Source organism: Hoeflea sp. TYP-13 (assembly GCF_040932035.1).
Classification (GTDB): Bacteria; Pseudomonadota; Alphaproteobacteria; order Rhizobiales; family Rhizobiaceae; genus Hoeflea_A.
This window is the reverse complement of the sequence record NZ_JBFRBB010000001.1, coordinates 111,933-136,512: the sequence shown is the minus strand read 5'-3', so window position 1 is coordinate 136,512 and position 24,580 is coordinate 111,933. Positions and strand designations below refer to the sequence as shown.

The 24,580-nt window shown below is 57.5% G+C and carries 26 protein-coding genes, 1 tRNA gene, 1 pseudogene and 1 riboswitch; of the genes and pseudogenes, 13 read left to right on the top strand and 15 right to left on the bottom strand.

Annotated features, from left to right (window positions below):
• Positions 1-39: 39 nt before the first annotated feature.
• The gene (locus ABVT35_RS00620; protein ID WP_368464124.1) at positions 40-219 is read right to left on the bottom strand and encodes a hypothetical protein; all 180 of its coding nucleotides are present in this window, start codon (positions 217-219) and stop codon (positions 40-42) included.
• 185 nt (positions 220-404) lie between these two features.
• Between ABVT35_RS00620 and ABVT35_RS00615 the strand changes: the two genes are divergently transcribed.
• Positions 405-479 (top strand) — tRNA-Thr (locus ABVT35_RS00615).
• 680 nt (positions 480-1,159) lie between these two features.
• On the opposite strand, the gene ABVT35_RS00610 is transcribed toward ABVT35_RS00615, so the two are convergent.
• Entirely contained in the window at positions 1,160-1,444 is a 285-nt protein-coding gene (locus ABVT35_RS00610; protein WP_368466238.1) for a cytochrome c, read from the bottom strand.
• 187 nt (positions 1,445-1,631) lie between these two features.
• On the opposite strand from ABVT35_RS00610, the gene ABVT35_RS00605 reads away from it, so the two are divergent.
• From ABVT35_RS00605 to ABVT35_RS00585, 5 genes are all read left to right on the top strand, one after another.
• Positions 1,632-2,123 (top strand): hypothetical protein, encoded by a 492-nt coding sequence (locus tag ABVT35_RS00605; RefSeq protein ID WP_368464122.1) that lies wholly within the window; start codon positions 1,632-1,634, stop codon positions 2,121-2,123.
• 108 nt (positions 2,124-2,231) lie between these two features.
• Positions 2,232-2,714 carry a hypothetical protein gene (locus tag ABVT35_RS00600; protein WP_368464121.1) on the top strand — a complete coding sequence of 161 codons (483 nt, stop codon included), beginning with the start codon at positions 2,232-2,234 and terminating at the stop codon, positions 2,712-2,714.
• A 375-nt stretch (positions 2,715-3,089) separates the two neighbouring features.
• Positions 3,090-3,773, top strand: a complete 684-nt coding sequence (locus ABVT35_RS00595) for a hypothetical protein (RefSeq protein WP_368464119.1) — start codon at positions 3,090-3,092, stop codon at positions 3,771-3,773.
• Positions 3,774-4,111: 338 nt separating this feature from the next.
• Entirely contained in the window at positions 4,112-4,258 is a 147-nt protein-coding gene (locus ABVT35_RS00590; protein WP_368464117.1) for a hypothetical protein, read from the top strand.
• 682 nt (positions 4,259-4,940) lie between these two features.
• On the top strand, positions 4,941-6,095 hold the full coding sequence (locus ABVT35_RS00585) for an MFS transporter (RefSeq protein ID WP_368464116.1): 1,155 nt from the start codon (positions 4,941-4,943) through the stop codon (positions 6,093-6,095).
• On the opposite strand, the pseudogene ABVT35_RS00580 reads toward ABVT35_RS00585, so the two are convergent.
• Both ABVT35_RS00580 and ABVT35_RS00575 read right to left on the bottom strand, forming a co-directional pair.
• Positions 6,061-6,498 (bottom strand): annotated as a pseudogene (locus ABVT35_RS00580) (GFA family protein). The gene ABVT35_RS00585 and the pseudogene ABVT35_RS00580 overlap by 35 nt on opposite strands.
• Positions 6,499-6,630: 132 nt before the next feature.
• On the bottom strand, positions 6,631-7,797 hold the full coding sequence (locus tag ABVT35_RS00575) for a hypothetical protein (protein ID WP_368464114.1): 1,167 nt from the start codon (positions 7,795-7,797) through the stop codon (positions 6,631-6,633).
• Positions 7,798-7,820: 23 nt separating this feature from the next.
• Between ABVT35_RS00575 and ABVT35_RS00570 the strand changes: the two genes are divergently transcribed.
• The 4 genes from ABVT35_RS00570 to ABVT35_RS00555 all read left to right on the top strand — a co-directional run bounded on the left by ABVT35_RS00570 (position 7,821) and on the right by ABVT35_RS00555 (position 9,216).
• On the top strand, positions 7,821-8,030 hold the full coding sequence (locus ABVT35_RS00570; RefSeq protein ID WP_368464113.1) for a hypothetical protein: 210 nt from the start codon (positions 7,821-7,823) through the stop codon (positions 8,028-8,030).
• A gap of 38 nt (positions 8,031-8,068) precedes the next feature.
• Positions 8,069-8,440: a hypothetical protein gene (locus ABVT35_RS00565; RefSeq protein WP_368464111.1), complete on the top strand. Its 372-nt coding sequence runs from the start codon at positions 8,069-8,071 to the stop codon at positions 8,438-8,440.
• A gap of 156 nt (positions 8,441-8,596) precedes the next feature.
• On the top strand, positions 8,597-8,905 hold the full coding sequence (locus tag ABVT35_RS00560) for an EthD family reductase (protein WP_368464110.1): 309 nt from the start codon (positions 8,597-8,599) through the stop codon (positions 8,903-8,905).
• A 134-nt stretch (positions 8,906-9,039) separates the two neighbouring features.
• Entirely contained in the window at positions 9,040-9,216 is a 177-nt protein-coding gene (locus tag ABVT35_RS00555) for a hypothetical protein (RefSeq protein WP_368464109.1), read from the top strand.
• 411 nt (positions 9,217-9,627) lie between these two features.
• On the opposite strand, the gene ABVT35_RS00550 is transcribed toward ABVT35_RS00555, so the two are convergent.
• The 8 genes from ABVT35_RS00550 to ABVT35_RS00515 all read right to left on the bottom strand — a co-directional run bounded on the left by ABVT35_RS00550 (position 9,628) and on the right by ABVT35_RS00515 (position 17,868).
• Complete coding sequence (locus ABVT35_RS00550; protein WP_368464107.1) at positions 9,628-11,097, bottom strand: mannitol dehydrogenase family protein; 1,470 nt, start codon at positions 11,095-11,097, stop codon at positions 9,628-9,630.
• Positions 11,097-11,870, bottom strand: coding sequence for an L-iditol 2-dehydrogenase (locus ABVT35_RS00545; RefSeq protein WP_368464105.1), 774 nt, complete (start codon positions 11,868-11,870; stop codon positions 11,097-11,099). Before ABVT35_RS00545 ends, ABVT35_RS00550 begins: the two co-directional genes overlap by 1 nt.
• Positions 11,867-12,868 (bottom strand): ABC transporter ATP-binding protein, encoded by a 1,002-nt coding sequence (locus ABVT35_RS00540; RefSeq protein ID WP_368464103.1) that lies wholly within the window; start codon positions 12,866-12,868, stop codon positions 11,867-11,869. The genes ABVT35_RS00545 and ABVT35_RS00540 overlap by 4 nt, the downstream gene beginning before the upstream one ends.
• A 10-nt stretch (positions 12,869-12,878) precedes the next feature.
• Positions 12,879-13,709 carry a carbohydrate ABC transporter permease gene (locus ABVT35_RS00535; protein WP_368464102.1) on the bottom strand — a complete coding sequence of 277 codons (831 nt, stop codon included), beginning with the start codon at positions 13,707-13,709 and terminating at the stop codon, positions 12,879-12,881.
• Between the two features lie 11 nt (positions 13,710-13,720).
• Positions 13,721-14,599 (bottom strand): carbohydrate ABC transporter permease, encoded by an 879-nt coding sequence (locus ABVT35_RS00530; protein WP_368464100.1) that lies wholly within the window; start codon positions 14,597-14,599, stop codon positions 13,721-13,723.
• A 146-nt stretch (positions 14,600-14,745) separates the two neighbouring features.
• The gene (locus ABVT35_RS00525; RefSeq protein ID WP_368464099.1) at positions 14,746-16,053 is read right to left on the bottom strand and encodes a sugar ABC transporter substrate-binding protein; all 1,308 of its coding nucleotides are present in this window, start codon (positions 16,051-16,053) and stop codon (positions 14,746-14,748) included.
• 167 nt (positions 16,054-16,220) lie between these two features.
• Complete coding sequence (locus ABVT35_RS00520) at positions 16,221-17,174, bottom strand: sugar-binding transcriptional regulator (protein ID WP_368464097.1); 954 nt, start codon at positions 17,172-17,174, stop codon at positions 16,221-16,223.
• Positions 17,158-17,868, bottom strand: coding sequence for an HAD family hydrolase (locus ABVT35_RS00515; protein WP_368464095.1), 711 nt, complete (start codon positions 17,866-17,868; stop codon positions 17,158-17,160). Before ABVT35_RS00515 ends, ABVT35_RS00520 begins: the two co-directional genes overlap by 17 nt.
• A 125-nt stretch (positions 17,869-17,993) precedes the next feature.
• A riboswitch (cobalamin riboswitch) is annotated at positions 17,994-18,202 on the top strand.
• Between the two features lie 58 nt (positions 18,203-18,260).
• Between ABVT35_RS00515 and ABVT35_RS00510 the strand changes: the two genes are divergently transcribed.
• On the top strand, positions 18,261-18,944 hold the full coding sequence (locus ABVT35_RS00510) for an energy-coupling factor ABC transporter permease (RefSeq protein ID WP_368464093.1): 684 nt from the start codon (positions 18,261-18,263) through the stop codon (positions 18,942-18,944).
• A gap of 132 nt (positions 18,945-19,076) precedes the next feature.
• Positions 19,077-20,963 (top strand): CHASE2 domain-containing protein, encoded by a 1,887-nt coding sequence (locus ABVT35_RS00505; protein ID WP_368464091.1) that lies wholly within the window; start codon positions 19,077-19,079, stop codon positions 20,961-20,963.
• Here the strand turns inward: ABVT35_RS00505 and ABVT35_RS00500 are convergent.
• Both ABVT35_RS00500 and mgtE read right to left on the bottom strand, forming a co-directional pair.
• A complete protein-coding gene (locus tag ABVT35_RS00500; RefSeq protein ID WP_368464089.1) occupies positions 20,960-21,598 on the bottom strand; it encodes a FecR domain-containing protein in 639 nt (212 codons plus the stop codon). The two genes, ABVT35_RS00505 and ABVT35_RS00500, sit on opposite strands and share 4 nt — an antisense overlap.
• Before the next feature lie 107 nt (positions 21,599-21,705).
• Entirely contained in the window at positions 21,706-22,887 is a 1,182-nt protein-coding gene (gene mgtE / locus ABVT35_RS00495) for a magnesium transporter (protein WP_368464088.1), read from the bottom strand.
• A 267-nt stretch (positions 22,888-23,154) separates the two neighbouring features.
• On the opposite strand from mgtE, the gene ABVT35_RS00490 reads away from it, so the two are divergent.
• Complete coding sequence (locus ABVT35_RS00490) at positions 23,155-23,598, top strand: hypothetical protein (RefSeq protein WP_368464086.1); 444 nt, start codon at positions 23,155-23,157, stop codon at positions 23,596-23,598.
• A 55-nt stretch (positions 23,599-23,653) separates the two neighbouring features.
• Here ABVT35_RS00490 and ABVT35_RS00485 read toward each other — a convergent pair whose 3' ends face one another.
• Complete coding sequence (locus ABVT35_RS00485; protein WP_368464084.1) at positions 23,654-24,487, bottom strand: protein-L-isoaspartate O-methyltransferase; 834 nt, start codon at positions 24,485-24,487, stop codon at positions 23,654-23,656.
• Positions 24,488-24,580 lie beyond the last annotated feature (93 nt).

Below are 24,580 nucleotides of genomic sequence, written 5' to 3'. Positions count from 1 at the left end.
TTCTCTCCGTTTCGACAGCCGCCTGTCCCGGGTTTCCGGTTATTGCCGCTTTTGCGTGTCAGACGCCGGCAGCCCCGAGGCTTCGTCCCTGGCACCCTGGCGGCGGGCGCGGACCTGGCTTTTGCGGCGCTGCAGGTTGGCGCGTAATTCCTCGGCCAGCCGCTCTTTTCGAGTATCAGCCGGTGTTTTGGGTTTGGCCTTGTCGCTGTTTTGTCCCATGAACGGGACATACCGCATTCATCCGGCAGAGGCAAAGGGCAATTACGTGGCGCAAATCGGGCAATTGCGGCAGCGTCACCCGTCCGGATGACAGGCTTATTAAAAAACCTTGCCAAGGGGTACCGATTGGTCCTTGCGCTGGATGCAAGTCTATGGCAATAGGCACCGCGTCTTATCCAAGACCCGCTGCCGTAGCTCAGGGGTAGAGCACTCCCTTGGTAAGGGAGAGGTCGAGAGTTCAAATCTCTCCGGCAGCACCAGATTTCAACGATTTTTTCTGACTTTTGAGGCTGGTGGCATGCACGCAGTGTGGTTCATGAAACACTGACGTGTATTTCGCTGTCTGATCCTCCGACGCTGGCTGGACACTCTGCCAGATTGCAATTACCGTCCTCGGCAATTTCATGAAGGGGACGTTTATTTATGCGTATTGTATATTGTGCCGTTGCGGCAGCGGCTTTCGTATTGAGTGGATGCCAAACTTCATTTGACGAGATGACTCCGGAAGAAAAACAGATCCTCGTGCAGCAAAAGAGCGAGGATTGCAAAACCTTTGGCTACAAACAGGGTACGACCGCGTTCGCGCAGTGTGTTCAAAGCGGTGTCCAGGAGCGCGATCGCGATATCAGCCGCCAAAGAGCAGCCGCGGCCAGCAGCGGCACTGTTTGCAACATCGTTGGCGGCACGCTTGTTTGTTATTAGGCACATATTTCAATCTCTGCCGAAGCGCGCCGGGCATCACCGCCATCATTGATGGTATTGCGGCGACAGTCTACTAAATCCCCTTTCCTGGACTTCCATCTCAGCTTTCTGCGCGCGATAGCTCGGCCAATTTGCTTCTCGGCATGTGTTATCCACCCGTTAGTTCAAATCGGCCGCCTCACAGTTTCCATGCGGATTGCCGCATCAAGCAGGTTGTTAGCGGGCCGGGTTGGCGAGATTATTCCAGTGTCTTGAGATACGCGATCAGGTTGCTTGCCTGATCCGGGTCGAAGCTGAACTGCGGCATGCTGGGGTGGCCGGTGACGATACCTTCGACCAGCGCTTCTTCCAGGGCTTCGACCGGGTAGCTTTCGTGCAATTCGCGAAATGGCGGGGCAATTGACAGCGGACTCGGACCGACCTTGTCGATGGAATGACACATGGAACAATAGGTATCTGCCAGAACGCGGCCGCGCTGCACATCGGGCGCGGTCTGCGCCATGGACAATCCGGTCATAACCATCAGCGCGGCAGATGCAAAAAGGCAATGTTTCATCATGTCAATTGAATCCCTCGTTCCTGGTACAGAATGCCACATTAGAATTACGGAGACGGATTACTCAATCCCCAATTTCAGCAAGGCCAGGCCCTGGATTACTGTGGGATTACGGTAATGTGAGTTTTTGCGGTGTGGATTGCATAAGCCGTTGATGTATTCGAAGATGGGCAGCTCTTCGCGGCATCGACAAAAGGGAGAACCGCCAATTTCCACCACCGCGCCCCACCAATCCGACGTTAATGGTCCCACTCTGGAATTAGCTACCCAGATGTTGCGTGTTCTGATTGGTGCCGCATGGCTGGACAAATCACTGGTTCAAACGGAAGCCGGCCGGCGAAAGGTCGTTTCCGAATTTTACTACGCGTCCAAAGTTACCAACTTGGGTGGCCCGGTTTATGATATTTCCGACCTTCCACCAGAACGGTCCTATGCGGACGACGCAGCCATATTCGGGCAAGCGGAGCAATTGGCCCTTGCGATGTTCGAGGACATATTCTTCGGCGGCGGCTGCGGAGAAGAGGGTTGTTGTGGACCAAGTGGTATCTGGCATGAGCCGCACAGTCAGGTCAGAGGTAAAGTGCCAGCGTTCATGACCTTCGGTGAGCGGCAACTAAGACTCAATTTGAAACGACCGAAATCGTAAAATGTGTTCCTGCGAATTCTGACCAACATCCCCCCAATAAAAGGAATACCGCCGTTCAAATTACGATGACGGTTCACGCGGCCCTTATCAAACACACCGTAACAGCTGGTGAGAAAATACATGTGGCTGACTTTTGAGGCTGGCGGCATTGCGCTCAGTGTGGTTCCTGAAACACTGGCGTGTATTTTGCTGTCTGATCCTCAAACGCCGGGTGGACACGCCAAAAGATTGCAATTACCGTCCTCAACAACTTCAAGAAGGGGACGATTCTCTATGCGTTTTATCTGTATTGCGGTGGCTGCGGCTGCCGTTCTTTCCGGTTGTGCCAAATCGCCGGAGTCCATTGCGCCGGCATATGTTTCTACGACAACCTATTCCGGCTGGTCCTGCAGCCAGCTCAAGCGAGAGGCCACTCACCTTGATAACGCTCTGGCAAGCGCGTCAGCTCAACAGGAAAAAGCGCGGGGCAATGATGTCGCAGGGGTTATTTTCATCGGGCTGCCGGTCTCGACATTGAGCGGTGACAACATCGCACCGCAAATTGCCAATCTGAAGGGCCAAAAGGAAGCGGTTCGAAAGGGCTGCCGCTGATGGTCTTATGTATGGGCACGCATTGGCGGGCCTGTTTTGGCGCTTGTGCTGTCGGTCTCGGCTGACTGATTGCTTCTGCCAGTTTGAGAATTAAGTAAACGGTCGCCGTAATTCCGGTGCCTGTGCCTGCTACGGTCAGATTTAAGCGTAACTAATTAACTCCAATCTATGGAATATGAGAGTTTGGAAATGTAAAGATATTGTTCTTCATAAAAGAAATGGATGCCCTTAAATCATCAACGTAAATTTGCGGAATAAACACTATAATATCAAAATATTAGACATAAGAAATACATAATCTTAATTCATATATGTTTAGTTGCCATTTATTTCCGGGAGAAGATATCTTATTTTATAAGGTCAAGGAGTCGTTCCATGGCTACACAGGAAGAATGGCGCCAGCATAGATATCAGCAGGATCTAGGGCGGGATGGCATCTCGACCGGAACGATGGCAAACGCTGAGGCGCTACAGACATATCACGCAGAAGTGGCTCGAACCAATCAGATGTGGAAAGACACGTCGGCATTGGTGCAAACTCACACACCGGCACCAACCCCGGTGACACCGATCGCGCGACCTCCGCAGCACTCAACTTCAAATTTAGGAGCAGTTGCTGGAGGCAATGGCAGTTCGTTTCGGATTGGAGCTACAACCACCCGTCAACTTTCCCCTATCGAACGGATATTGCAGCCGTTCTCGGATGCTCTAGAAATTAGTGATCTCGAGGACTTCTGGGATGTTTCCGGTCCACTCTTCGGTCCGCTTCGGAAGATAACTCCGAATTGGCTCGTCTACACGGTGTGCATTTCGAGCAGTCTTTTGTTTGCGGCTTTGCCGCTGGCGCAGGGACAAGACGGGGCAATCGCGATCTTACTCCTGGGGGTCGTCGGATTTTTCGCGCCCGTCATCTTATATGCTGCAATCAGATTGCTGGTTTCTTGTGCCATATTGGCACTCGCGCTCACGGTTGTAGTCGCATTTTATGGTTTGATGCTGGCCGCGGCAGGCGCAACCATTTTCGGCGTATTCTGGGTCATTGCGTTTCTTTTGGCATAGCAGACTAATCGGCCGTTCCCGCATTGCGAAGAAAGCGGGCTAAGATCCCACAGCCAGCGACTGGCGGTCTTGTCCGCCCATATGATCGAATTGGGAACCGTCTGCGAAACACCCCAATGGTGACATATTGGGTGCAATATTACGGTGCCACCGTAATTTGAAATTACAGCGGAACTGGCGGTGACAGGCTGTTTCCACCATTGGCTTGCGGCGCTCGCCCATTCATCCACCCGGACATGCTCTTGCCGTCAATAAACCATTGTGCAATGGACGCCTGCCGGCGTCTATTCATAAGCTAGTGCTACTTGGAAACAGGAATAGCCGGAGCGTATCCGCCGATGCGAACGAGTCCTCAGAGAATAAGGCGGGGCATTTTGCTTGCGATTGGCGGCGCGCTGCTTTGCATTCCGATGTTCACCGGCGTTTTTTATATCTGGTCGCAGCTTTTCGGCTTCGTGTTGCATCTGTTCGGCGCTGGCGTCTGATTCCTCAGCTGTGCCCCGTGAACGGGGCAGCCAACAAACCAATGTGGATTGCGGCCGTAGTTTGCCGGTTCACGCCAAAATGTGCCATTTGCCGCAAGACGTTGATGAACAATCGAATCTGGCCGAGTATGAACGCACCATTTGAGTCGGGGTTTTCTACCACCTTCTGAATTCATTGGAGCCGGGCCTCGCACACATATCAATATTCGCCAACGCTTCTGGCGGGCATTGCTGTTTATGCGGTGCAGATGCTGGTTTTCTTGTTCCGGCTCGGCGCATTCGATGCCGGTGTCCTTCCAGTGGCCCTTGCCAGCCACATCGGCTTTTTCATCATCAGGCTGCTGTCGGGCAAACAGCCAGCATAATTTGAGACCTGTGGAACGAGATGCAGGGACCATCGCCTGCTTCAGCGCATGGCTCAAAGTCGCATGGAAAGAGAGGCGGCCCCTGGAATTACGGTGAAAGTTACTTAACCCCATTTTGTGTTTGTTTATCGCCCGACTGCACCGGGGCAAATTCCGCCGATCCGCAACCAGCTGCTTCCGGCAGCCCGGCGCCGTTCCCGGTCATTCAATTCATGAGCCGCCAAACGCATAGGCGGTTGACTGCCGGGACGAGACGCCGTCATATCGGAATATCCTTTCGGGAGTGGAGCCGGCGTCTGTGGAGGGGACCAGGGGGTATGAGGTCTGTTCTTGTCTTAAGCTGGGCGCTTTTTTTCGGACTCGTCACCATCGCAATGAGCGCCGGACTTCAGGCACCGCTTCTGGCCGTGCGGGCCTTCGATGAGGGTTTCGACACCTCGAACACCGGCCTCATCATGGCCGGCTACTACGCCGGCGCCCTGGTGGGTGCGCTGCTTGCACCAAAACTGATCCACCAGGTCGGGCACGCCAAGGTGTTTGCGGCTGTTGCCTCGATCGCTTCCGGGACGGCCCTGCTGTTCGCTGTCGTCCCGGATGCCGTTTTCTGGTTCCTGCTTCGGGTCGCGACCGGGATGTGCTTTGCCACGATCTACATCGTTGCCGAGACATGGCTGAACCAAAGCTCCACAAACGAGATTCGTGGCAAAGTCATGAATTTCTACGTTATCCTCCACTATGCAGGGCTCGGCGCGGGTGCGCTGATGCTGAACATGGGCGATCCGCAAGGCTATGAACTGTTTATCCTGACCTCCGTGCTGATCTCCTTCGGGATCGTGCCGATCCTGCTCAGCGCCAAGCCGGCTCCGGCTTTCAAGGCCCCCAAGAGGATCAGCATTGCCGCGCTCTTCCGCAAGGCCCCGCTGGGCGTGGGTGCCGCGGTCTTGTGCGGTTTGGCCATGGGAGCCCTGGCCGGGGCGGGCGCGATCTTTGCCGACAAGGCTGGCTTCAGCACGGCCGAGGTGTCGATCTTCATGGCCTTCATGTCTCTTGGCAGTCTGATCTTCATGTGGCCGGTCGGTATTTTGGCCGATCGCTACGATCGGTCCAAGATCATGATCGCGGTCGCCCTGCTGGCCGCACTGGCCGCCTTTCTACTGGCGGTAACGTCCGTCGACCACGTCATTCCCATTTACCTCATCATCGGCCTTTATGCCGGTCTTGCTCTGTCGATGTACGGCCTGTGCCTGGCCGCCGTCAATGACGAACTGGAGCCGGACGAGATGGTCGGGAGCGGTGCGACCCTCGCCATCATCTTCAACCTCGGCATGATGCTCGGGCCGGTTGTTTCCTCCGAGATCATCGAGGCCTGGCGGCCATCCGGTTATTTTTTCTACCATGCAGCCGTCCAGGTCCTGATAGCCCTCTACGTGGTCGCGCTCATGACCCGTCGCCGCGCTGCCCCCGCACCGTAACGGCGGCCGGGACAAACATCGCGGTCCGGCCGCGCCAATGGTGCAGTGGCATTCTGATAATTAACGCGGTGCTCCGGTGAATGTCGTTACGGAGCTCGGAAATTCCAACCAATGGTGCTTGTGCTGGGTCCATACCGCCTTTTTTTGGGGGCGGAAAATCCGGGTCTGCAAAACACCCGACTGCTATGGCAATATGATCCGGGTACTTACTCAGACGCCAGAAAACGGTCGAGCCGCAATTGGGGCAGAAGTGAAATTAAATTGATCGATCCGGCCCGGAGGCGCGTTTATAGACCGAGTATTCTCCGACGATGGAAACGAGCTGAGTATCTTTGAAAAACGCAGCCACACCTAGCACGCTACCGGCACGCCTTTGACATTCTGTACAATTGCAGGCACTCACCGCAACCGGTTCATCGGTTACGGATATTCTTAGATTCTGGCACGCACAACTAGCGTGCCGCTGACTCAATGAATCCAGATTCAATCTCAAATCCTTTCACGTGGCCTAAATCCGGGCAAGCGGAAAACCGTCTCACTTTATGGTCGCGGCCCGTTGGTGCAGTCTTATGATCTTCTGCGCCGCGTCCCGAGCGCCGATTTCCCCGAGGAAGAAGAAGTGGTTGCCCTGCACCCACTCGGTCAAATACTGCCCGGATGTTCTGACCGCCTGCTGAATTTGCTGCCAGCGGGCCGGCGGGATCTTGTCGTAGGGCGTGTCCCCCCGCATCCGCCGGACGATGGCCCTGTTGCGGATAAAGGCCCAATCGGACGTATCAAACAGGACATTTTCCGCATCGTCAGGCGAATCCCCGTGGATCACCGCCGGAATGGGATATACAGCAAAGTCGAGCATTTCGGCATCGTTCAGCGTGCCCTCCAGGTCATGCACAAACTTGCCGTCCCGATAGACGAGTCCCGTTTCCATCAGACCAACCGGAATATTGCCGATGAATTCTCCAAGAAACACATCCCTGGGGATGATCGTGCGACCGTTATACGTGCTTTGCTGTCCAATGGCGTTGACGAACCAGGGAAAGACGCGTTTTCTGTCGGCAAGACCGTCGGGCAGCATCTTGATGTTGTCGGTGAGCGATTTCGGCAGGAGTCCGACAACGGGTGGATCCGCCGACATGGCGACAAAAATATCGGTTGTCAGGCCATGTTTTCGAACCGCGCTGGAAACCGAAGCCGCTATTTTTCCGCCCATGCTCCAGCCGCAGATTATGACGTGTTTCGACAAGCCGTTTTCAGCGACGGTGTGGGCGGCAATCTGCGCGACCTGTTCTCCCCAGTCCCGGATATTGTATTCGGGGTATGTTTTGGAGAAGACGGGGTTTTCCAACGGATAGGAAACACCAAGAAACGGATAGCCCGCCTGGTTCAGCCAATAGGCGAGAAAATCCTGTGGATTGCCCTTCGGGAATCCATAGGCGATGCGCGCCAGATGGGCATCGCCCGGGACAAAGATCACAAGCGGCTTGTCCTTGTCGGCCTCGACATACTTGATCAAGGCGGGAAAACCGGCTGCCGATACAAGGGTTTCGCCATCATACAGATGCTTATTGCCGAGGAGCGTCTTGACCGTTGCCAACACCGGCGAGCAGGTCAAAATCAGCATAATGAAAAGACAAGCAAAGCGTTGCGTGCCGCCGGAAAACGGACGGAATTTTGACGCGAGCGCAAATCTGAAATCTGTCATGGAAGCCCCATTGTGCGACTGAAATGAGCGTACAGGAATCTACTCGCCAAAGTAGCATTCGTTTTCGCAGCCTGCAAAGAGATACGGTGGCTGTTTCGGCCTGCCGCACCGCAGTGTCGGGTCACCTGATGCGCAAAACGGTTCCTAATGTTTTCAGCCATGCCGTCATTCATGGAGGGATGTTGATAGACAGCCAAAGACCGTCAATTATTGAAGCGGTATTTTCATCGTAGTATTTGCACATTCACACTGAATGCACTGGAGGCGGATTGTGCATCATTATCGATACTCGCTGGCGCTTTGGGCCGGGTTTGCCGTTTATGCGGCGCAGCTGCTGATTTTCGTTTTCCGTTTCGGCGCGCTCGACCTCGCGCCGGCGCTGCAGGGTCTGATCTTCATTCCCGTCGGCTGGCTGATGTTTATCCCGGTGGTGTTTTTCATGAACCGTCTGGAAACAAGCAGGCAGCAATACTGGCTGTGGGGGTTCGTCATCGTCGCCCTGCCGGTGTCGCTGCTCGGCATGGCAATGGGCGGACTGTTCGGGACGGTCGGTGTCTTCATCTACGGCGTCCTTCCGGTGGCTTTAGCCAGCCTTATCGGCTTTTTCATCATCAGGCTGCTATCGGGTAAACAGCCAACATGAATTGAGGCCTGTGGCAGGGATAACGAAGACAAACGGCCACCGGGCAAGGGCGCAAGCCGGCTTGGAAAAAGCACCGCACCGTGCCATCCTCCCGCACTCAAACGGCCCCATCCGGGGATACCGTACAACGGCACATCATATCCGGAGGAAATCGTCATGCGTTTATCGCTCCAGGTCCTTTACCCGATAACCGACAGCACAAATTTCGACTACGACTATTACCTGACCAGGCACATGCCGCTGGTGGGTGAACATATGGGTGTTCATATCGAATCGACGCTGGTGACAAAGGGCGTTGCCGGAGGCCCCGATGCGCCGCCCGGCTTTTACGCCATCGCCACCATGATCTTCGCCGACCAGGCAGCCCTCGACAGCGCCATGGCAGCATCCGGCCCGGTTCTGGCGGATATTCCCAATTACACCAATACAACCCCGCAAATGCTGGTCGGCGAAGTCGCGGGCTAGCGCTTCAGCTCAGCCGCAGCTTCCGGGCACACGCATACTTGAACCAACATTACAGGCCTTTAATCGTTCGGGCAGACTGCGTTCATGTTCGCTCCCCAACTCCAGTTCATGAAGATAAACAACAGGAGTTTGAAATGACCGAACAGCAAAACGGACTCGACTATGAATACTACAACGAGAGGGTTAATCAGGCCCGGGTCCACAGGGCGCGCGCCATTCGCGTACTGATGAAGAGCCTCTGGCCTCATCGTCCGAAAACCAGCCAGCCGAAACCGCTGGCTCCGGCCGCATCGGGACTGAATGTCCGCTGATCCGGCCGAACCGCGATCAACACCCGCCCCGCCTCTCATCGAGGCGCCTTCGGGCGGGTATTGCATTTCAGGAACACGATACGCATTGCAGCGGCAACGCTGATTTCCGGGACCTTTTGTTGTATCCTGATACACGCGCGCGAAAATGCCTTCAGGCCGGCTGCTCCGAGCCGAAAGAGACGGAGCGATAAAAGGACGCGCAACGACCCGCTCAACTGGGAGGACGTTCAAGGTGAAAAAGGACAACGCGAAATTCAAACGTTACCGCGCGCGCCGCGCCGCCAATGAGAAAAAGCGCAACGCCAAGAAGAAAAACAAAAAGGCCTGAGCCGCGCCGCAAGGGTGAAATATCGACGGCGCCGTGAATGCCGCGCCGGATTTGCCGTGCGCCACCGGAACAAGCCGCTGCAATCAGCCTGCGAGATAACGCCGCAGAGCAGCCTCCGTTCCTTCAGCCCATATCCGTTCAAGGGCGGCGGCAAAGGAACTTCGAAACGCGTCATCGCTTCCCAATGGACCGAACACGGACTCCTGCTCGAGAAAGACCGCCGGGTTCGACCGGGCGTTCATGGCCAATTCAAACAGCAACTCGGCATTTTCGTCATTGACGGCAATGGCGTTGCCGCTCTCGTCCGTTCCGGCGCAGTAGCGGCACCAAAGCGCCACTTCCAGCGCAAGACCTTCGACGGAATGTCCGTTGCTGAGGCGCTCGGCAATCGCCGGGAAGATGAATTTCGGCTGGCGGTTGGAGCCGTCGAAGCACAGGCGCGCAACGGTATCGCCGACAGCCGGGTTGGAAAACCGGCCGGCGACGCTGGCGAAATAGTCGGCGAAGTCCACGCCGGTGATTTTCGGGACAGTCGGGATGATTTCCTCGTGCACGAGCTTTTCGAGATACGCCTGGATCAGCGGGTGCGCCATTGCCTCGTGGACATATTCAATGCCAAGCAGCGCCGCCGGATAGGCAATGGCCGCATGACCGCCATTGAGAATGCGCAGTTTCATCAGTTCATAGGGCGCGACGTCATCGACGAATTCAACGCCGACCTTCTCCAGCGCCGGACGCCCGGCGGGAAAATTATCCTCCAGCACCCACTGGCGGAACGGCTCGCACACAACGGGAGCGGCATCCTCGATGCCGAAGCGGTCACGGACAATCTGCCGTTCGCGCTCGGACGTTGCCGGCGTGATGCAATCGACCATGCCGCTCGGAAAGGCGACATTCTGGCCGATCCAGCTTCCGAGTTCCGGCGAAATGGCACCAGCGAGACCGACGACGGCATTGCGCGTGACCGTGCCGTTGTCCGGCAGATTGTCACAGGACATGATGGTGAAGGGCGGCAGGCCCTCCTCGCGGCGGCGGCGCAGTCCGGCAATTAAAAGGCCAAACACCGTACGCGGATCATCGGGAGCGGCAATATCCCTCAAAATGTCCGCATGCGAAAGGTCGAAACCGCCCGATTGCGGATCGACGTAATAGCCGCCCTCGGTGATGGTCAGCGAGACAATCCTGATATCGGGCCGGGTCAGCGCTTCGACCAGCGCCGTCGGGTCGATGTCGATAAAGTCGACCATGGCGCCGCAAATGCAGGCGCTCAGCCCTTCGGGCGCGAGTTCGACGACGGTTGTCAGCCAGTCCTGCGCCTGCAGTTTCGAGCGCATTTCGGCATCGGACGGCTGCACGCCGGCGCCGATCACCGCCCAGTCGTGATCCAGGCCCGAATTGAACAGGCGGTCGAGATAGACGGCCTGATGGGCGCGGTGAAAATTGCCGGTGCCGATGTGGATGATACCGGGTCTCAACGAGCGCCGGTCGTAACCGGGAACGGCCACATCATGAGGCAGATCGGCAAGCGATTCCTGGGTGAGCTTTATTGCCATCAGCTCATCCAGTTCCCGCCGTCGACATTCAGCGTCTGGGCGACGATGTAGTCGGCGTTACTGCTTGCCAGGAACAATACCGCGCCTGTGAGATCGTCCGCCGTGCCCATGCGGCCATAGGGCACCGCCTCTCCCACCAGCCGCTTTTTTTCGCCGGGCTGCAGGCCTTCATATTTGGCAAACAGAGAATCGACATGATCCCAGTGCTCGCCGTCGACGACACCCGGCGCGATGGCATTCACATTAATGCCGTGTCTGATCAGATTGAGACCGGCCGACTGGGTGAGGCTGATGACGGCGGCCTTGGTCGCGCAATAGACGGCGACAAGCGGCTCGCCCCGCCTGCCCGCCTGGCTTGCCATGTTGATGATCTTGCCGCCACTTCCGCGCGCAATCATGGTTCTGGCGACTGCCTGCATGGTGAAGAGCGTGCCGGCGACGTTGACGGAAAACAGGCGGTCATAGCTGTCGCGGGTGATTTCCGTGATCGGCGCGAGGTCGAACAGAGCGGCGTTGTTGATGAGTATGTCGATGCCGCCCATGGCGCTGTCGGCCTCGGCGACGGTTTGTTCGATTGAACCTTGCTGCGTCAGGTCCAGCCTGGCAGAGCGAACATCCGGGCCGATATCAGCCGCGCTTTGCGTCGCCCGCTCCATATCGATATCCGCAATCGTCACACAGGCACCCTCGCCCGCGAATGAGGCTGCAAATGCCCTGCCGATACCGCGCGCTGCGCCGGTGATCAGCACGTTTTTGCCTTCAAAACGCTTCATCGAATTGCCGTGCCCTCTGCATCGAACCGATGGATCCGGTCCGGGTCCGGCGTGATATGGATTGTATCGCCGTGGTGAAGCCCGGCTTCGCCCTGCACGCGAACCGTGAGGGTGCCGATGCCATCGACATGGACGTGCAGGAACGTGTCCGAGCCAAGATGCTCGGCCACACCGACCGTACCCCTCCAGGTACCGTTATCGGTTGAAAGGGTGAGATGTTCGGGACGCACGCCGACGGTCCTGGCACCGTGCTTTTCGGCCTCCGGTCCTTCGATGAAATTCATCTTGGGCGAGCCGATAAAGCCGGCAACGAAGATGTTCTGCGGCGAGCGGTAGAGTTCGAGGGGTGATCCTACCTGCGCAATGCGGCCGGAATTGAGAACGACAATCTTGTCGGCCATGGTCATGGCCTCGACCTGGTCGTGGGTAACGTAAATCATGGTCGTTGCAAGGCTCTGGTGCAGTTCGGATATTTCCAGCCGCATATTGACGCGAAGGGCTGCGTCGAGGTTCGAAAGCGGCTCGTCGAACAAAAACGCCTCGGGCTCACGCACGATGGCCCGGCCGATGGCGACGCGCTGGCGCTGGCCGCCCGAAAGCTGGCCCGGGCGGCGGTCGAGATAATCTGTCAGGTTGAGCACACTTGCCGCGGCCTCAACCTTGCGATCGCGTTCGGCCTCGTCAACCTTTGCCATTCTCAACGGAAAGGCGATGTTCTTGCGCACCGACATGTGTGGATACAGCGCATAGGATTGAAAAACCATGGCAAGGCCGCGTTTTGAGGGCGGCACTTTTGTCGCATCGTTGCCATCGATCTCGATCATGCCGCTTGTGACATCCTCGAGGCCGGCGATCAGCCGCAGGAGAGTGGACTTTCCGCAGCCGGAAGGGCCGACAAAGACCACGAACTCGCCGTCTTCGATATCAAGATCCAGCGGCGGTATGACTTCCGTTGCTCCGAAGGACTTGGTGACGTGTTTGAGTGCTATCTTTCCCATAGTGAACTTCCTATTTCACCGCACCGAATGTAAGGCCGCGCACGAGCTGCTTCTGGCTGAACCAGCCGAGAATGAGGATCGGCGCGATTGCCATTGTCGAGGCAGCCGAGAGCTTGGCGTAAAACAGCCCCTCCGGGCTGGAGTAGCTTGCGATAAACGCCGTCAGGGGCGCGGCATTGGCGGCTGTCAGATTGAGCGTCCAGAAGGCTTCGTTCCATGCCAGGATGAAATTGAGCAGGATTGTCGAAGCGATGCCGGGAACCGCCATTGGTGTGAGGACATAGAGGATTTCCTCGCGAAGGGACGCTCCATCCATGCGCGCCGCCTCAAGAATTTCCGCGGGAATCTCTCTGAAATAGGTGTAGAGCATCCAGACAATGATCGGCAGGTTGATGAGCATCAGGACGATGGTCAGCCCGAACCGCGTGTCCAGCAGGCCCAACTGAATGAAAAGCAGATAGATCGGATAAAGAACGCCGACAGCCGGCAGCATCTTTGTCGACAGCATCCACAGCAGGATATCTTTGGTACGCCTGGACGGCACAAAGGCCATCGACCACGCCGCGGGTACCGCTACGATGATGCCCAACAGCGTCGAGCCGCCGGCTATGATGACCGAGTTCCAAAGAAAGCGGAGGTAGTCGGAACGCTCCTGCACGACGCCATAGTTTTCGAGCGTCCAGTCAAAAAACAGAAAAATGGGCGGGTCGTTGATTGCCTGGGCTTCCGTCTTGAAGCTGGTCAGGACTGTCCAGAGAATAGGAAAGAATATCAGCAGGCCGACCAGCCATGCCAATGCCGTGTTAAATGCCTTGCGATTGTTGGTGACAGCTCGGGCCATGGTCTATCTCCTCACGCGTCCAGGTTCTTGCCGACAATGCGCATCAGGAAAAGCGCAACGATGTTGGCCAGGATGATGGCGTAAACGCCGCCGGCCGAGCCCAAGCCGACATTCTGGCTTTCCAGCACCCGCTGGAAGATCAGGTAAGTCAGTGTCTTGGTGCCAAACGCGCCGCCTGTCGTGACAAAGATCTCCGCGAAGATCGACAGCAGAAAGATCGTCTGGATCAGGATGACGATGGTGATGGCGCGGCTCAGATGCGGCAGGATAATGAACCAGAATCGCTTCAGCGCCGGCGCGCCGTCCATTTCGGCGGCTTCAAGCTGTTCGCTGTCGAGCGACTGGATGGCGGTCAACAGGATCAGCGTCGCAAAGGGCAGCCACTGCCAGCTGACAATCATGATCAGCGACGGTAGCGCCGCCTGACTCAACCATTCCACGGGCGTGGCGCCGAATGCCTTCCAAAGATATGCCAGCAAGCCGTTGTTGGGGTCCATGAACATGTTCTTCCACACCAGGGCCGAGACGGTGGGCATGACAAAAAACGGTGCGATCACGAGAATGCGGACGATGCCCTGGCCCCACATCGGCTGATCCAGCAACATGGCCAGCAATACGCCGAGAACAATGGTAACGACGAGTACGCCGCCAACGATAACCAGCGTCGCCTGGATGCTGGGCCAGAACGAGCTGGAGCCCACGAACCGCACATAGTTGGCAAATCCCACCCATTCGAGACCGTTGGCCATGGAGTCGCCTCTGAGCGGAAGATACTTCTTGAAGGAAAAGAACAGTGTCATTGTCAGTGGCACCAACATCCAGACCAGAAGCAGGAATACTGCGGGCGCCATCATGAAGCGGGCGGCGGATCGTGAGTGCTGGGTCGCCATGACAAACCTCCTCTGTTGGCGCAGTGTGGCGCCAGTTCAGACGATCGGTAAAGGGTTTAGAGCAAGTCTGGATTAGCGGCTTGTTCTTTGCCAGAGGGCGGCAACCGGGTGTGCCGCCCTCCAGGCTCTCGACTTGGGAGGAAGGCCTAGCGGTAGCCCGCCGCTTCCATAGCGTCGTTGGTCAGAGCCTGCGCCTTGGCGAGCGCTTCTTCGACGGATTGCTGGCCTGCATAGGCTGCGGAGAACTCCTGGCTGACTTCCGTGCCAATGCCGGCGAACTCCGGAATGGCGACAAACTGGATGCCGACATAGGGAACCGGCTTGACCGTCGGGTTGTTCGGATCGGCGGCCAGGATGGATTCCAGGGTTTTCTTGGCGAACGGAATGTCCTTGTAGTTCGGGTTCTCATACAGGGATGTGCGTGCGCCCGGAGGCACGTTGGCCCAGCCTTCTTTCGCGGCGACCAGTTCGATATAGCCGTTTGAGGTCGCCCATTCGATGAACTCTTTGGCGGCATCGGCTTTCTGTGTGCCCGCCGGGATAGCCAGCGCCCAGGCCCAAAGCCAGTTCGACTTCTTTTCAACGCCTTCGCTGTTCGGCGCCAGCGCGAAGCCGACCTTATCAGCCACGGTGGAGTCGTTTGGGTTGGTCACGAAGGACGCAGCAACGGTCGCGTCGATCCACATGCCGCATCTGCCCTGCTGGAACAGAGACAGGTTTTCGTTGAAGCCGTTGGTCGCATAGCCCGCCGGGCCGGACTCTTTCATCATGTCGATAAAGAAGTTGAGCGCATTGGCCCATTCCGGCTGGTCGAACTGTGCGTTCCAGTCTTCATCGAACCAGCGGGCGCCAAACGAGTTGCCCGTCACCGTGATAAAGGCACCGCCTTCACCCCAGCCTGCCTTGCCGCGCAGGCAGATGCCGTTGATGTCATTATCGCGATCCGTCATGGCCGCGGCAGCTTCGCGGATAAACTGCCAGGTCGGCGCGTCCGGCATTTCCAAACCGGCTTTTTCCATCAGGTCGGTGCGGTACATGATCATCGAGCTCTCGCCATAGAACGGCGCTGCATAGAGCGTGCCGTCATGGCTCAGGCCCGCGCGCATTGCGGGAAGCAGGTCATCAACATTGTATTCGGCGCTCAAATCGTCCAGCGGAACGAGCCAGCCGTTTTTGCCCCAAATCGGCGTTTCGTACATGCCGATCGTCATGAGGTCGAAGGCGCCCCCTTTTGTGGTGATGTCTGTCGTGACACGCTGGCGCAATACGTTCTCTTCAAGTGTGACCCACTCGACTTCATGGCCGGTCTTTTTCGTGAAGTCATCGGTCAGACCCTGCATGCGGATCATGTCGCCATTGTTCACGGTCGCGATGGTGAGTTTCTCGGCGAGTGCGGTCGACGCCATCAATGACACGGCGGCCGCCGCCACAAGAGTGCGAACGGTATATTCCATGGAACTCCTCCCAGAATTCATTGAGCAATTGCTTGCGTAATGAGCAAATACTCACTCAATTGCACCGAATGAGTCAACCCCATTGCGGTGTAAAATGGCTCCAAATGAGACAGCTCCGGATTTATCTCAATAAATTCAATGGATTAAATAATTTAGGAAATTGCTCACTATCTGAGCAATTGCTCTGCCGTTGCTTCGTTTGTGATGAGACCGTTGATCAGACGGCCCTTCATGGCAGCTTTTATCGCCTTCACTTTGGAGCGGCCCGCAGCAATTCCGCACCGCAAATGGTCGGGATTTTTCTGCAGCGGCGCGCTGGTAACGCGGTCATTTGTCAGACCCTTGATGAGCGCGCCGCTTTCGTCATAAACCCAGCTGGTGATTTCCCCGACAGCGCCCGCTGCCGTCAGCGCCCGCATCTCGTCGTGGGTGATGAAGCCGTCAACCAGCATGGGAGCGGCTTCACCGATCTCGCCAATGCCGACAAAGGTCACATCCGGCTTGGTGGCGACGTCCAGAATATTGCGAACCGGCTCCTGCTGCTGGAACATCTCGCGTTCCTGGGCCGTGCGCGCAAGCGGCGGAAGCGGCATCGGGAAATGCCGGCAATTGATACGTTCGGCAAACCGGATGATCACGTTATAGGCCGTGGCAGACCCGTCCAGCATCATGTTGCCCAGCAGCGAGACCGCCGTGTGATGCGGACAGTCCATCGGGCGCAGCTGTTCGACACAGGCCCGCAGTGCCCTGCCCGTACCGAATGCGATCACCTTGGGCTCTTCCGATCTGAGATGCCGTTCCATCTCCGCAGCACCGGCCTGCGCAATTCCGGCAATGGAAAACGGCGCAGCCGGATCGCTGGGCACGACTTCGCACATCCGCAGTTCGAACTGCTGACTGATCATCTGGGACAGTTCCATGCAGCGCGCAATCGGATGATCCAGCCTGAATTTGATCAACTGCTCGCTGACGGCCAGTGAGACAAGCCGTTGTGCCGACTGCCTGGAGACACCGAGCTTTCTGGCAATTTCATCCTGCGTGTCGCCGACAACATAATAGAGCCAGCCGGCACGCGCAGCATCGTCCAGACGGTTTGCATCACTTTCAGATTTGCTGGCCACGCGGCCCCCTTGTGCTGTCCGGCCCCCTCAATGAAGGCACAATGTCATAGAATTTGCTCCAGGAATCAAATACCGCGCTGCCGCCGGCTTCCCTTTCGGCATGGGAACGGACTCCATCGAAATGGCTGCCGCCAATGTAGCGAAGAACGCTCATGCCGGCAGCGTTGGCTGCCTCCACACCCGGCATGCTGTCCTCAATCACAAGGCATCTTTCCGGCTCGAAACCCTCGCTTGCGGCCACATGAAGAAACAAATCGGGAGCCGGTTTGCCCTTCTCGACCTCGGATGCCGTATAGGTGTGATCGGCAAAATAGCGATCGAGGCCGGCGATCTTGAGAGACCGGTGCACCCGCTCGGGGCTGCTGCTCGTGGCGACGCAATAGGGCACGACGAGGGTTTCGAGAACGGCAAAGATTCCGTCGCTCGGCGACAGCCCTCCCTCAAAACTCTCCAGCAATATCCTGCGGTAATCGCTTTCGAAGCTTGCCGGCAGATCGAGATCGAACTGATTGCGGATGGATGCCGCGACCGTCGGGAAACTACGGCCCAGAAAATGGCGCTGAACATGCTGGAGGTCGATCTGCAGGCCGTGCCCCGCCAACAGCTCCATCAATGTCATCGCGCTAATGATTTCGCTGTCGATCAGCACGCCGTCACAATCAAAAATCACCAATTCCGGGCGTGGCGGGTCCATTGGCATCCGGCAAGATCTCGCGTGTCGTATCAAGTGCCCAGAACCTAGCCGGTATCTTATTTCATTCAAGTTGCAAATTTCTCTTAATCCGTCGCAGTCGACATTGCCCGCAGCAACGGGCACCGTTACGTTTCAGGGATTCGGGTTCCAAGCGGGCAAAGCCTGCTGGATTAAATGGGAACACGGTAGGGACGACCCAACAGGGGCCTGATCCGTGACTGCCCTCGCAACTGTGAGCGCATGCCGCTTCCACATGCCACTGGGATTTCCTGGGAAGGCGGAAGGACGGCGCAATGCGCGAGTCAGGAGACCTGCCCGGATAATACCTTGAACCGGCGTTGCCTGCCCGGCAGCGCTGCAAATGCACGACGGGTGCAAGAAAAGGAAACGACATGCATATCGAACCTGGCGTCGTCAACAGCGCCAAGCTTGTACTGAGCTACGCCACCGCGGCCGGTGCTGCCGGTATCGCCGCAAAACTAGCCTACAGTGACATCAAGAATAATGGCGGAATCTCGTCGTTGATGGTCCGCTCCATTGCAACGACGGCACTGGTCTTCAGCTTCTTTGAGGTTTTTCCGCATTATCCGATCGGCGTTTCGGAAGTGCATTTCATTCTTGGATCGACACTGTTCCTGATCTTCGGCGCAGGACCCGCCGCTATCGGACTGGCGCTTGGTCTGTTTGCACAGGGCGTCTTCTTTGCCCCATTCGACCTGCCGCAATACGGCATGAACATCACGACGCTGATCGTGCCGCTCATCGCAGTCAACGCGCTTGCCGGAAAGATCATTCCGGCCCGCACCGCTTACAAGGACGCCTCGTACAAACAGGCGCTGGCGCTGTCGACGGCCTATCAGGGCGGTATCGTCGCCTGGGTTGCCTTCTGGGCCTTCTACGGCAACGGGTTCGGCGCTGAAAACCTGGCGCAGATCGGAACCTTCGGCATTGCCTATATGAGTGTCATCATTATCGAGCCGGTACTCGACCTTGCCGTGCTCGCCGCCGCCAAGAGCTTCGGCCAGCTCGAGCGCAGCGGATTTTTCAACCGCCGCCTTTATTCGCCCGGCGCCTGATCCATGAGCTCCCGCGGGCTGCCGCGGGAGCTTCCCCTTTCCTGAACACACTGCCATTCATGGCAGTAATTGCCGCAATCGGCCTGCTGCACTACGCTTGCCGCCAAAATGCAGTAGAGGGGCTAATCCGGGTTGAGCCGATCTGTCAAAATCGGAAGACGGGAATTGATATCGGGCGGATTGGGAAGCCTCGTCACCCTCGTGGTTGCGCTGTTTTTCTGGATCAGCCCCCCGGCCGTTTCCGAAAGGCTCAATCAGCCGGCAATCGACGTGATCGCATCGATCTTGCCGCCGCCGGCAACCGACGCCATCGCGGTCGTCGATATCGACAGCGCCAGCCTGAGGCAATTCGAGGGACGGCGACTATCCCGCCTGCGATTGGCTGAACTCATTGAGGAAGTCTACAGCTTCGGCGCATCTGCCATAGCCGTTGACCTGGTGCTGGAGCCGCCCTGCGCCGCCGACCAGCCGGACGTTCGCAAGCTAGTGGCGGCAATCAGCACCGCGCCCGTTTCGATGGGGTTTTTGTTGTCGGGTGAGCCGACAACGGCACCACCGGTGCGCAGCCCGGTGGCGCTGGGCGCCGATGTCAGGCTGCCGCAAGCCTGGACAGCCGCAGGCGCGGAAATGTCCTGCATTCCACTGACAGACGCAGCGACGGGAATTTCAGCGCTTTCGCTCGCTGGGGATTTCGATGCGCGAATCCGCTCCGTGCCGGCCGTAATCGCCGTTCAGGACAGACCGTATCCTTCCCTTGCCGTCGATGCGATCCGGCTTTCGCAAAAATCCGGTTCGGTTCTGGTGTTTGGCGATCCGCCACAGTTGCGGGTGGGCGACGTGCAGGCTCGCCTTGATCGCGGCGGCAATATCAGATTGCGATTTTCGACGGCGGCGCAGCAGTTCGCTCGAACGATTGCAGCAAGCGATGTTCTTGTCGGAAATGTCGATCCCGTTGAAATTGCGGGCAAAACGGTTTTTATCGGCTCAAGCGCCGCCGAGCTTGGCGGATTGCGTCCGATACCCGGAAATCCGTTAAAGGCCTCCGTTCAGATACATGCGGATCTGGCCACCAATCTGCTTCTTGGATCCAGCCCCCATATGCCGGATTGGGCTAGGCAGTTATCAACAGTGGCCGCAGTCCTGGCCGGAATCATGCTGGCGTTTGTGGCTGTAACCACGAAGCCGGTTGTTACGGCCGCAATAACGCTTTTTTCCGGCACGGTCTGGCTCATTGCCTGCATCGCATTCCATCACCTGGCCAATGTCATTCTCGATCCGCTGGCCCCGGTTCTGTCCATGACTGCGGGAGCCGTTGCCAGCAGCGCCATTCAGTTTTCAGCCGTCCGCAAGGCCGAAACAATCATCCGCCAGCGCTTCGAGCAGCGCCTTCCGGGCGCTGTCGTGAAGAAGCTCGTCGCAGAACCGGACCTGCTGAAATTGAAGGGGGAGCAGCGCATTGCAACCTCCATGTTCACCGATGTCGAAGGTTTCACCACGACGACGGAGCGCATCAGCCCGACCGAAATGATCGGATTGCTTGATCGTTACTTCGAAGGGTTGACCGGAATTATCATCGCCCATGGCGGCATGATCGACAAAACCATCGGCGACGGCATTCACGCGCTTTTCAACGCGCCCGTCGATCTTGAGGGACACGCCGATGTTGCACTGTCCTGCGCACGCGAGATTCTCGCGTTTTCGGAAAATTTCAGACATTCCGGTTTCGCGGCGGAAGCCGGGTTCGGCCGCACCCGCATCGGCATAGAAACCGGAGAGGTCGTGCTCGGGGATGTCGGTGTCGCCGACCGGGTCGACTACACGGCCTTCGGCTCGTCGGTCAACACCGCGGCACGCCTGCAGGATGCCAACAAGCAGTTCGGCACATCCATATTGCTCGGTGAACATGCGAAGGCGATGGTGAGCGACAACGATCTGGAAGACATGGGTGAGATAGAATTGCGCGGAATCGGCACTGTTCGGGCGTACGGCGTCAGACCCAATGCAGACCAAAGCGACTAGTTCGGCTCGACACTCGCAAAAGCTTCGTCAATCCGCTCCTGCGACCATTTTGCAACCTGCGAAGCCGCGGCTCCCGGCTCGGCGATATCGACGCCGTCGCCGGGTCTCAGCAACTGCGAGACATCGGCGGCTGTAACTTCCAATTCGCCACGTTCCACAAAAACCCCGAAGACACCCCTGCTGGGACCTGCAAAAAACCGCGTTCCGCGGACACCGATCTGGCCGAAAACCGTTCTTACCGTCGTCGGCATTTTCGGCGCATCCTCCGGACGGTCGAATACGAGCGCACCGTTCGACAGATCGAATGTGCCCTGAACATCCGCAAGGTATTCATCGATCAGCAATTCGGTTTCCTCGCCAAGGCGCATGGACGTCTGGTCTCCAAGCCTCATTGCCAGGAAGCTGCGTTTACCGGTCCGGATCAGGTCACGAACCATCAGGTCCGCACCGATCTGCAGCTCAATGAGCCCGCCGCGCCGGTTTGCAGTTGCTTCGCCGGTGAGCTCCGTAACGCTGCCGATCGGATCGGCTGCCAGGCCCTTGCGCGAAAAAGCCAGGGCACCGGCGCACCCGGCAGCGGCTGTCAAAAACCGCCTGCGGTTTGGGTGTCCTGAACGCTTATTGTGCATTGTCATCAAAGGCCTATCCATTTGCCGGCGTAGTGTGTCGCTCAATTATGCGTTCAATGTGGCGCGCGCTTTGCCCGCAGTTGAGACGCATATGAGATTCCAAAGCCAAACCTTCAAAGTCCCAAGATCGAGGTCGTGATCATGAAATACATGAGCAGGCCGGTGGTATCCACAATGGTCGTCAGTGCGGGGCCTGCCATGACGGCCGGGTCCTGCCGCACTTTCAATGCCGCCAGCGGCAGGAGTGCGCCGATGACGGCGGATACAATCACCTGCACTGCGATCGCCACACCGATAGCAAAGGCAATCATGTGAAGCGTCAGTCCCTGCGGGACATCCGCACTGTTTGAAATGAACAGCACTTTTGCCCAGGCAAAGGCAAAGAGCATTGCCGCGAGCAAAAGAGCAACCCGCAATTCGCGCCACAAAATACGCAGGCCGCTGCCCGTGGTCACGTGTCCTGTCGCGATCGAGCGGATCAAGAGACCTGATGTCTGCGTGCCGACATTGCCTCCGGTGTCCGCCACCATCGGCATATAAAGCGCCAGTATGACAAGCACATCCAGTGCGTTCTCATAGATATGCACGACATAGCCGGCAAGCAGCCCGGCAATGGCAAGACCCAGGATCCAAGGCGCGCGGCGTCCGAAATCCCGCCACAACGGAACATCGAGATAATCCTGGTCCGTCTCACCGGTCACGGCTGAAAATCGCTGCATGTCTTCTGATGCTTCGGCCTCCAGACGCGTGAATGCATCGTCATGGGAAATTATGCCGACCAGACGGTTCTGCCCGTCAACAACAGGCAGCGCCGACTGTCCGCTCTGCGCGACCTGGCGTGCCGCGTCTTCAGCCGCCAGGTCGACGGGAACGGCATCGACGGTGCGTGTCATTACATCGGCAACGCGGGCCTCTTTCGGCGCCTGAAGAAGTTCACGAAGGCCAACGCTTCCGAGCAGCCTGCGCTCTGAATCGACGATATAGGCGATGTAGATGGTCTCCGCGGTATCTTCGGCAACGAGCTGCCGAACCGCATCGCTGCACCGCGTTGCCGCATCGAGATCGGCATAGCGCGAATTCATCAATCCGCCGGCAACCTCTTCCGAATAATCGGCGAGGCGTGCGATTTCGGCGCGGCGGTCTCCGGCGATCCTGGCACTTATCGCTCCTCGGCGCCTTGCCGGGAGTTTTCTCAGCAACCGTGCCGCATCATCAGGCTGCAGATCGTCAATGCGCCGGATGATCTCATCATCGCCCAACTGCGCCAGCGTTTTCTTTTCGAGCTTTGCTTCCATGAAATCTCTCGACCTTTGCCCTCAGCACGCCGAAGGACGGCAAACAATTTTTGCACCCGCGTCCCGCGGACCAGGAATGGACTTGCGACAGTCCCCGATCACGCGCCCACGACACAGGTTTTTCCGGGCAATTTCAATCACCAATTGGGAATTGCCGTCTTCTATGCCCAGATGAACGCCGGCTTAACGAGGGGTTCAATATTGGTTCAGGGCCGCCTTGCCATGATAGGCTCCATCACGAAACGATGAACCTGATGGGGGCACATCATGAAACGCAGAATTCTTACAGTCCTTGCCGCAACAGCCATAGCAGGCATGGCCGGCTCGGCCCATGCATTGGACATCAAACAGGGCGGAGAGCCCAAACTGAAGGTCACCAAGCTTCAGATGGGCATCAAGTCACCCGCAACGAATACCTGCCCGGCCGATGCCAAGCTGACGGCCTGGGTTTTCACCAACAAGGAAGGTTCGGTGCCGATATTCATTGCCCGCGCGGGCGGCAGCGGCGTGGCCGGCCCCTACATGGTGCAAACCAAGGCAACCGGAAACGGCACATTTATGGGCACCTATTCCAGAACGCTGACGATCCACCAGGCAATCGACACGCAATACCGTGCCTCGGCACCCAATTTCAAGCAACTCAGCAATTGGGTGCCGCTCAAAGCCACCTGCAAGATCGGCCTTGGCGGCGGCGGCGAACTTCAGAACTAAATCGCCGGAATTGATTAACGTGCCCTGCCTGTCCATGGCGGGGCATTTTTATGCGCTATGGAACAGGGTCGGTGGAGAACCAGACCGTGTCGTAGATCGCCACCGCGCTGTCGTCGGGCGGGCGGTCCGCATTTTTATGAAGGGACCGCGCCTTCGACGCTTCATTTTGATCAGGCACAAGCGCACATTCGCTGACATCTCCGGTACCCTTGCATGGAATGAACCAGACCGGCATCAGCGGCTTGATGTCCAGGCCCTCCTCCCTGGCGGTTACCAGTAGCGTCAGTCCGGCGCTGGGCGATGGGCTCCACGGGAATATCATACGGCCACCGGGTTTGAGCGCTTCAAGCCATTGCAGGGGCGGTTCGATCACGCCGGCATTCACATAGATCAGGTCTGACGGAGCCACTGGCTGCGAGGCAGCATCGCCGGCGATCACGGTGACATTGTCATAGGATTTGAGATTGTAGCGCGCCGCCTCTGCAAGATGTTCCACGATCTCGAAGGCATCGACATGTCCGCCGGGTTCGACGAGCTTCGACAGGATCGCGGTATAATAACCGGTTCCAGCGCCTATGTGCGTGACATATTCACCGGGCTTTGGCTCCGCGCAGCCGATCCAGCGCGCGTGCAGATACGGCTCGCCATTGTTGATACCGCGACTTGAATCGAGCGCCACCAGAACATTTTGATAGAGATAGGCCGGGTCGGCATCCGGTGTCTCGACATAGCGCCGTCCGGCAACGATTTTCCATGGTCCCGGTCCCATGAACGCTTCGCGTGGCACACTTGCCACCACCTCCTCGAAACGCGGATCGGCAGACCTGCTTGCGCCGGCCATCAGCCTGGCGAAAAAAGCCCGTGCATCCGCGATGTTGGATTGCGGCATTGCCACCTCCAGTTTGAAGCACTTTGACGTTCCTTGTGGCCGGGTTCAACGGTTTTCCGCACCATCGCAGGCACCAATGTTGACGGCAAAATA

Coding starts and splice junctions, on each gene's coding strand:
- ABVT35_RS00575 (WP_368464114.1), bottom strand. CDS start 7,797: ATGACAGATTTCAGATTTGCGCTCGCGTCAAAATTCCGTCCGTTTTCC.
- ABVT35_RS00530 (WP_368464100.1), bottom strand. CDS start 14,599: ATGGCGACCCAGCACTCACGATCCGCCGCCCGCTTCATGATGGCGCCC.
- ABVT35_RS00620 (WP_368464124.1), bottom strand. CDS start 219: ATGGGACAAAACAGCGACAAGGCCAAACCCAAAACACCGGCTGATACT.
- ABVT35_RS00540 (WP_368464103.1), bottom strand. CDS start 12,868: ATGGGAAAGATAGCACTCAAACACGTCACCAAGTCCTTCGGAGCAACG.
- ABVT35_RS00490 (WP_368464086.1), top strand. CDS start 23,155: ATGAAACGCAGAATTCTTACAGTCCTTGCCGCAACAGCCATAGCAGGC.
- ABVT35_RS00485 (WP_368464084.1), bottom strand. CDS start 24,487: ATGCCGCAATCCAACATCGCGGATGCACGGGCTTTTTTCGCCAGGCTG.
- ABVT35_RS00525 (WP_368464099.1), bottom strand. CDS start 16,053: ATGGAATATACCGTTCGCACTCTTGTGGCGGCGGCCGCCGTGTCATTG.
- ABVT35_RS00550 (WP_368464107.1), bottom strand. CDS start 11,097: ATGGCAATAAAGCTCACCCAGGAATCGCTTGCCGATCTGCCTCATGAT.
- ABVT35_RS00510 (WP_368464093.1), top strand. CDS start 18,261: ATGCATATCGAACCTGGCGTCGTCAACAGCGCCAAGCTTGTACTGAGC.
- ABVT35_RS00595 (WP_368464119.1), top strand. CDS start 3,090: ATGGCTACACAGGAAGAATGGCGCCAGCATAGATATCAGCAGGATCTA.
- mgtE (WP_368464088.1), bottom strand. CDS start 22,887: ATGGAAGCAAAGCTCGAAAAGAAAACGCTGGCGCAGTTGGGCGATGAT.
- ABVT35_RS00560 (WP_368464110.1), top strand. CDS start 8,597: ATGCGTTTATCGCTCCAGGTCCTTTACCCGATAACCGACAGCACAAAT.
- ABVT35_RS00610 (WP_368466238.1), bottom strand. CDS start 1,444: ATGGTTATGACCGGATTGTCCATGGCGCAGACCGCGCCCGATGTGCAG.
- ABVT35_RS00570 (WP_368464113.1), top strand. CDS start 7,821: ATGAGCGTACAGGAATCTACTCGCCAAAGTAGCATTCGTTTTCGCAGC.
- ABVT35_RS00585 (WP_368464116.1), top strand. CDS start 4,941: ATGAGGTCTGTTCTTGTCTTAAGCTGGGCGCTTTTTTTCGGACTCGTC.
- ABVT35_RS00605 (WP_368464122.1), top strand. CDS start 1,632: ATGTATTCGAAGATGGGCAGCTCTTCGCGGCATCGACAAAAGGGAGAA.
- ABVT35_RS00555 (WP_368464109.1), top strand. CDS start 9,040: ATGACCGAACAGCAAAACGGACTCGACTATGAATACTACAACGAGAGG.
- ABVT35_RS00590 (WP_368464117.1), top strand. CDS start 4,112: ATGCGAACGAGTCCTCAGAGAATAAGGCGGGGCATTTTGCTTGCGATT.
- ABVT35_RS00515 (WP_368464095.1), bottom strand. CDS start 17,868: ATGGACCCGCCACGCCCGGAATTGGTGATTTTTGATTGTGACGGCGTG.
- ABVT35_RS00535 (WP_368464102.1), bottom strand. CDS start 13,709: ATGGCCCGAGCTGTCACCAACAATCGCAAGGCATTTAACACGGCATTG.
- ABVT35_RS00545 (WP_368464105.1), bottom strand. CDS start 11,870: ATGAAGCGTTTTGAAGGCAAAAACGTGCTGATCACCGGCGCAGCGCGC.
- ABVT35_RS00500 (WP_368464089.1), bottom strand. CDS start 21,598: ATGACAATGCACAATAAGCGTTCAGGACACCCAAACCGCAGGCGGTTT.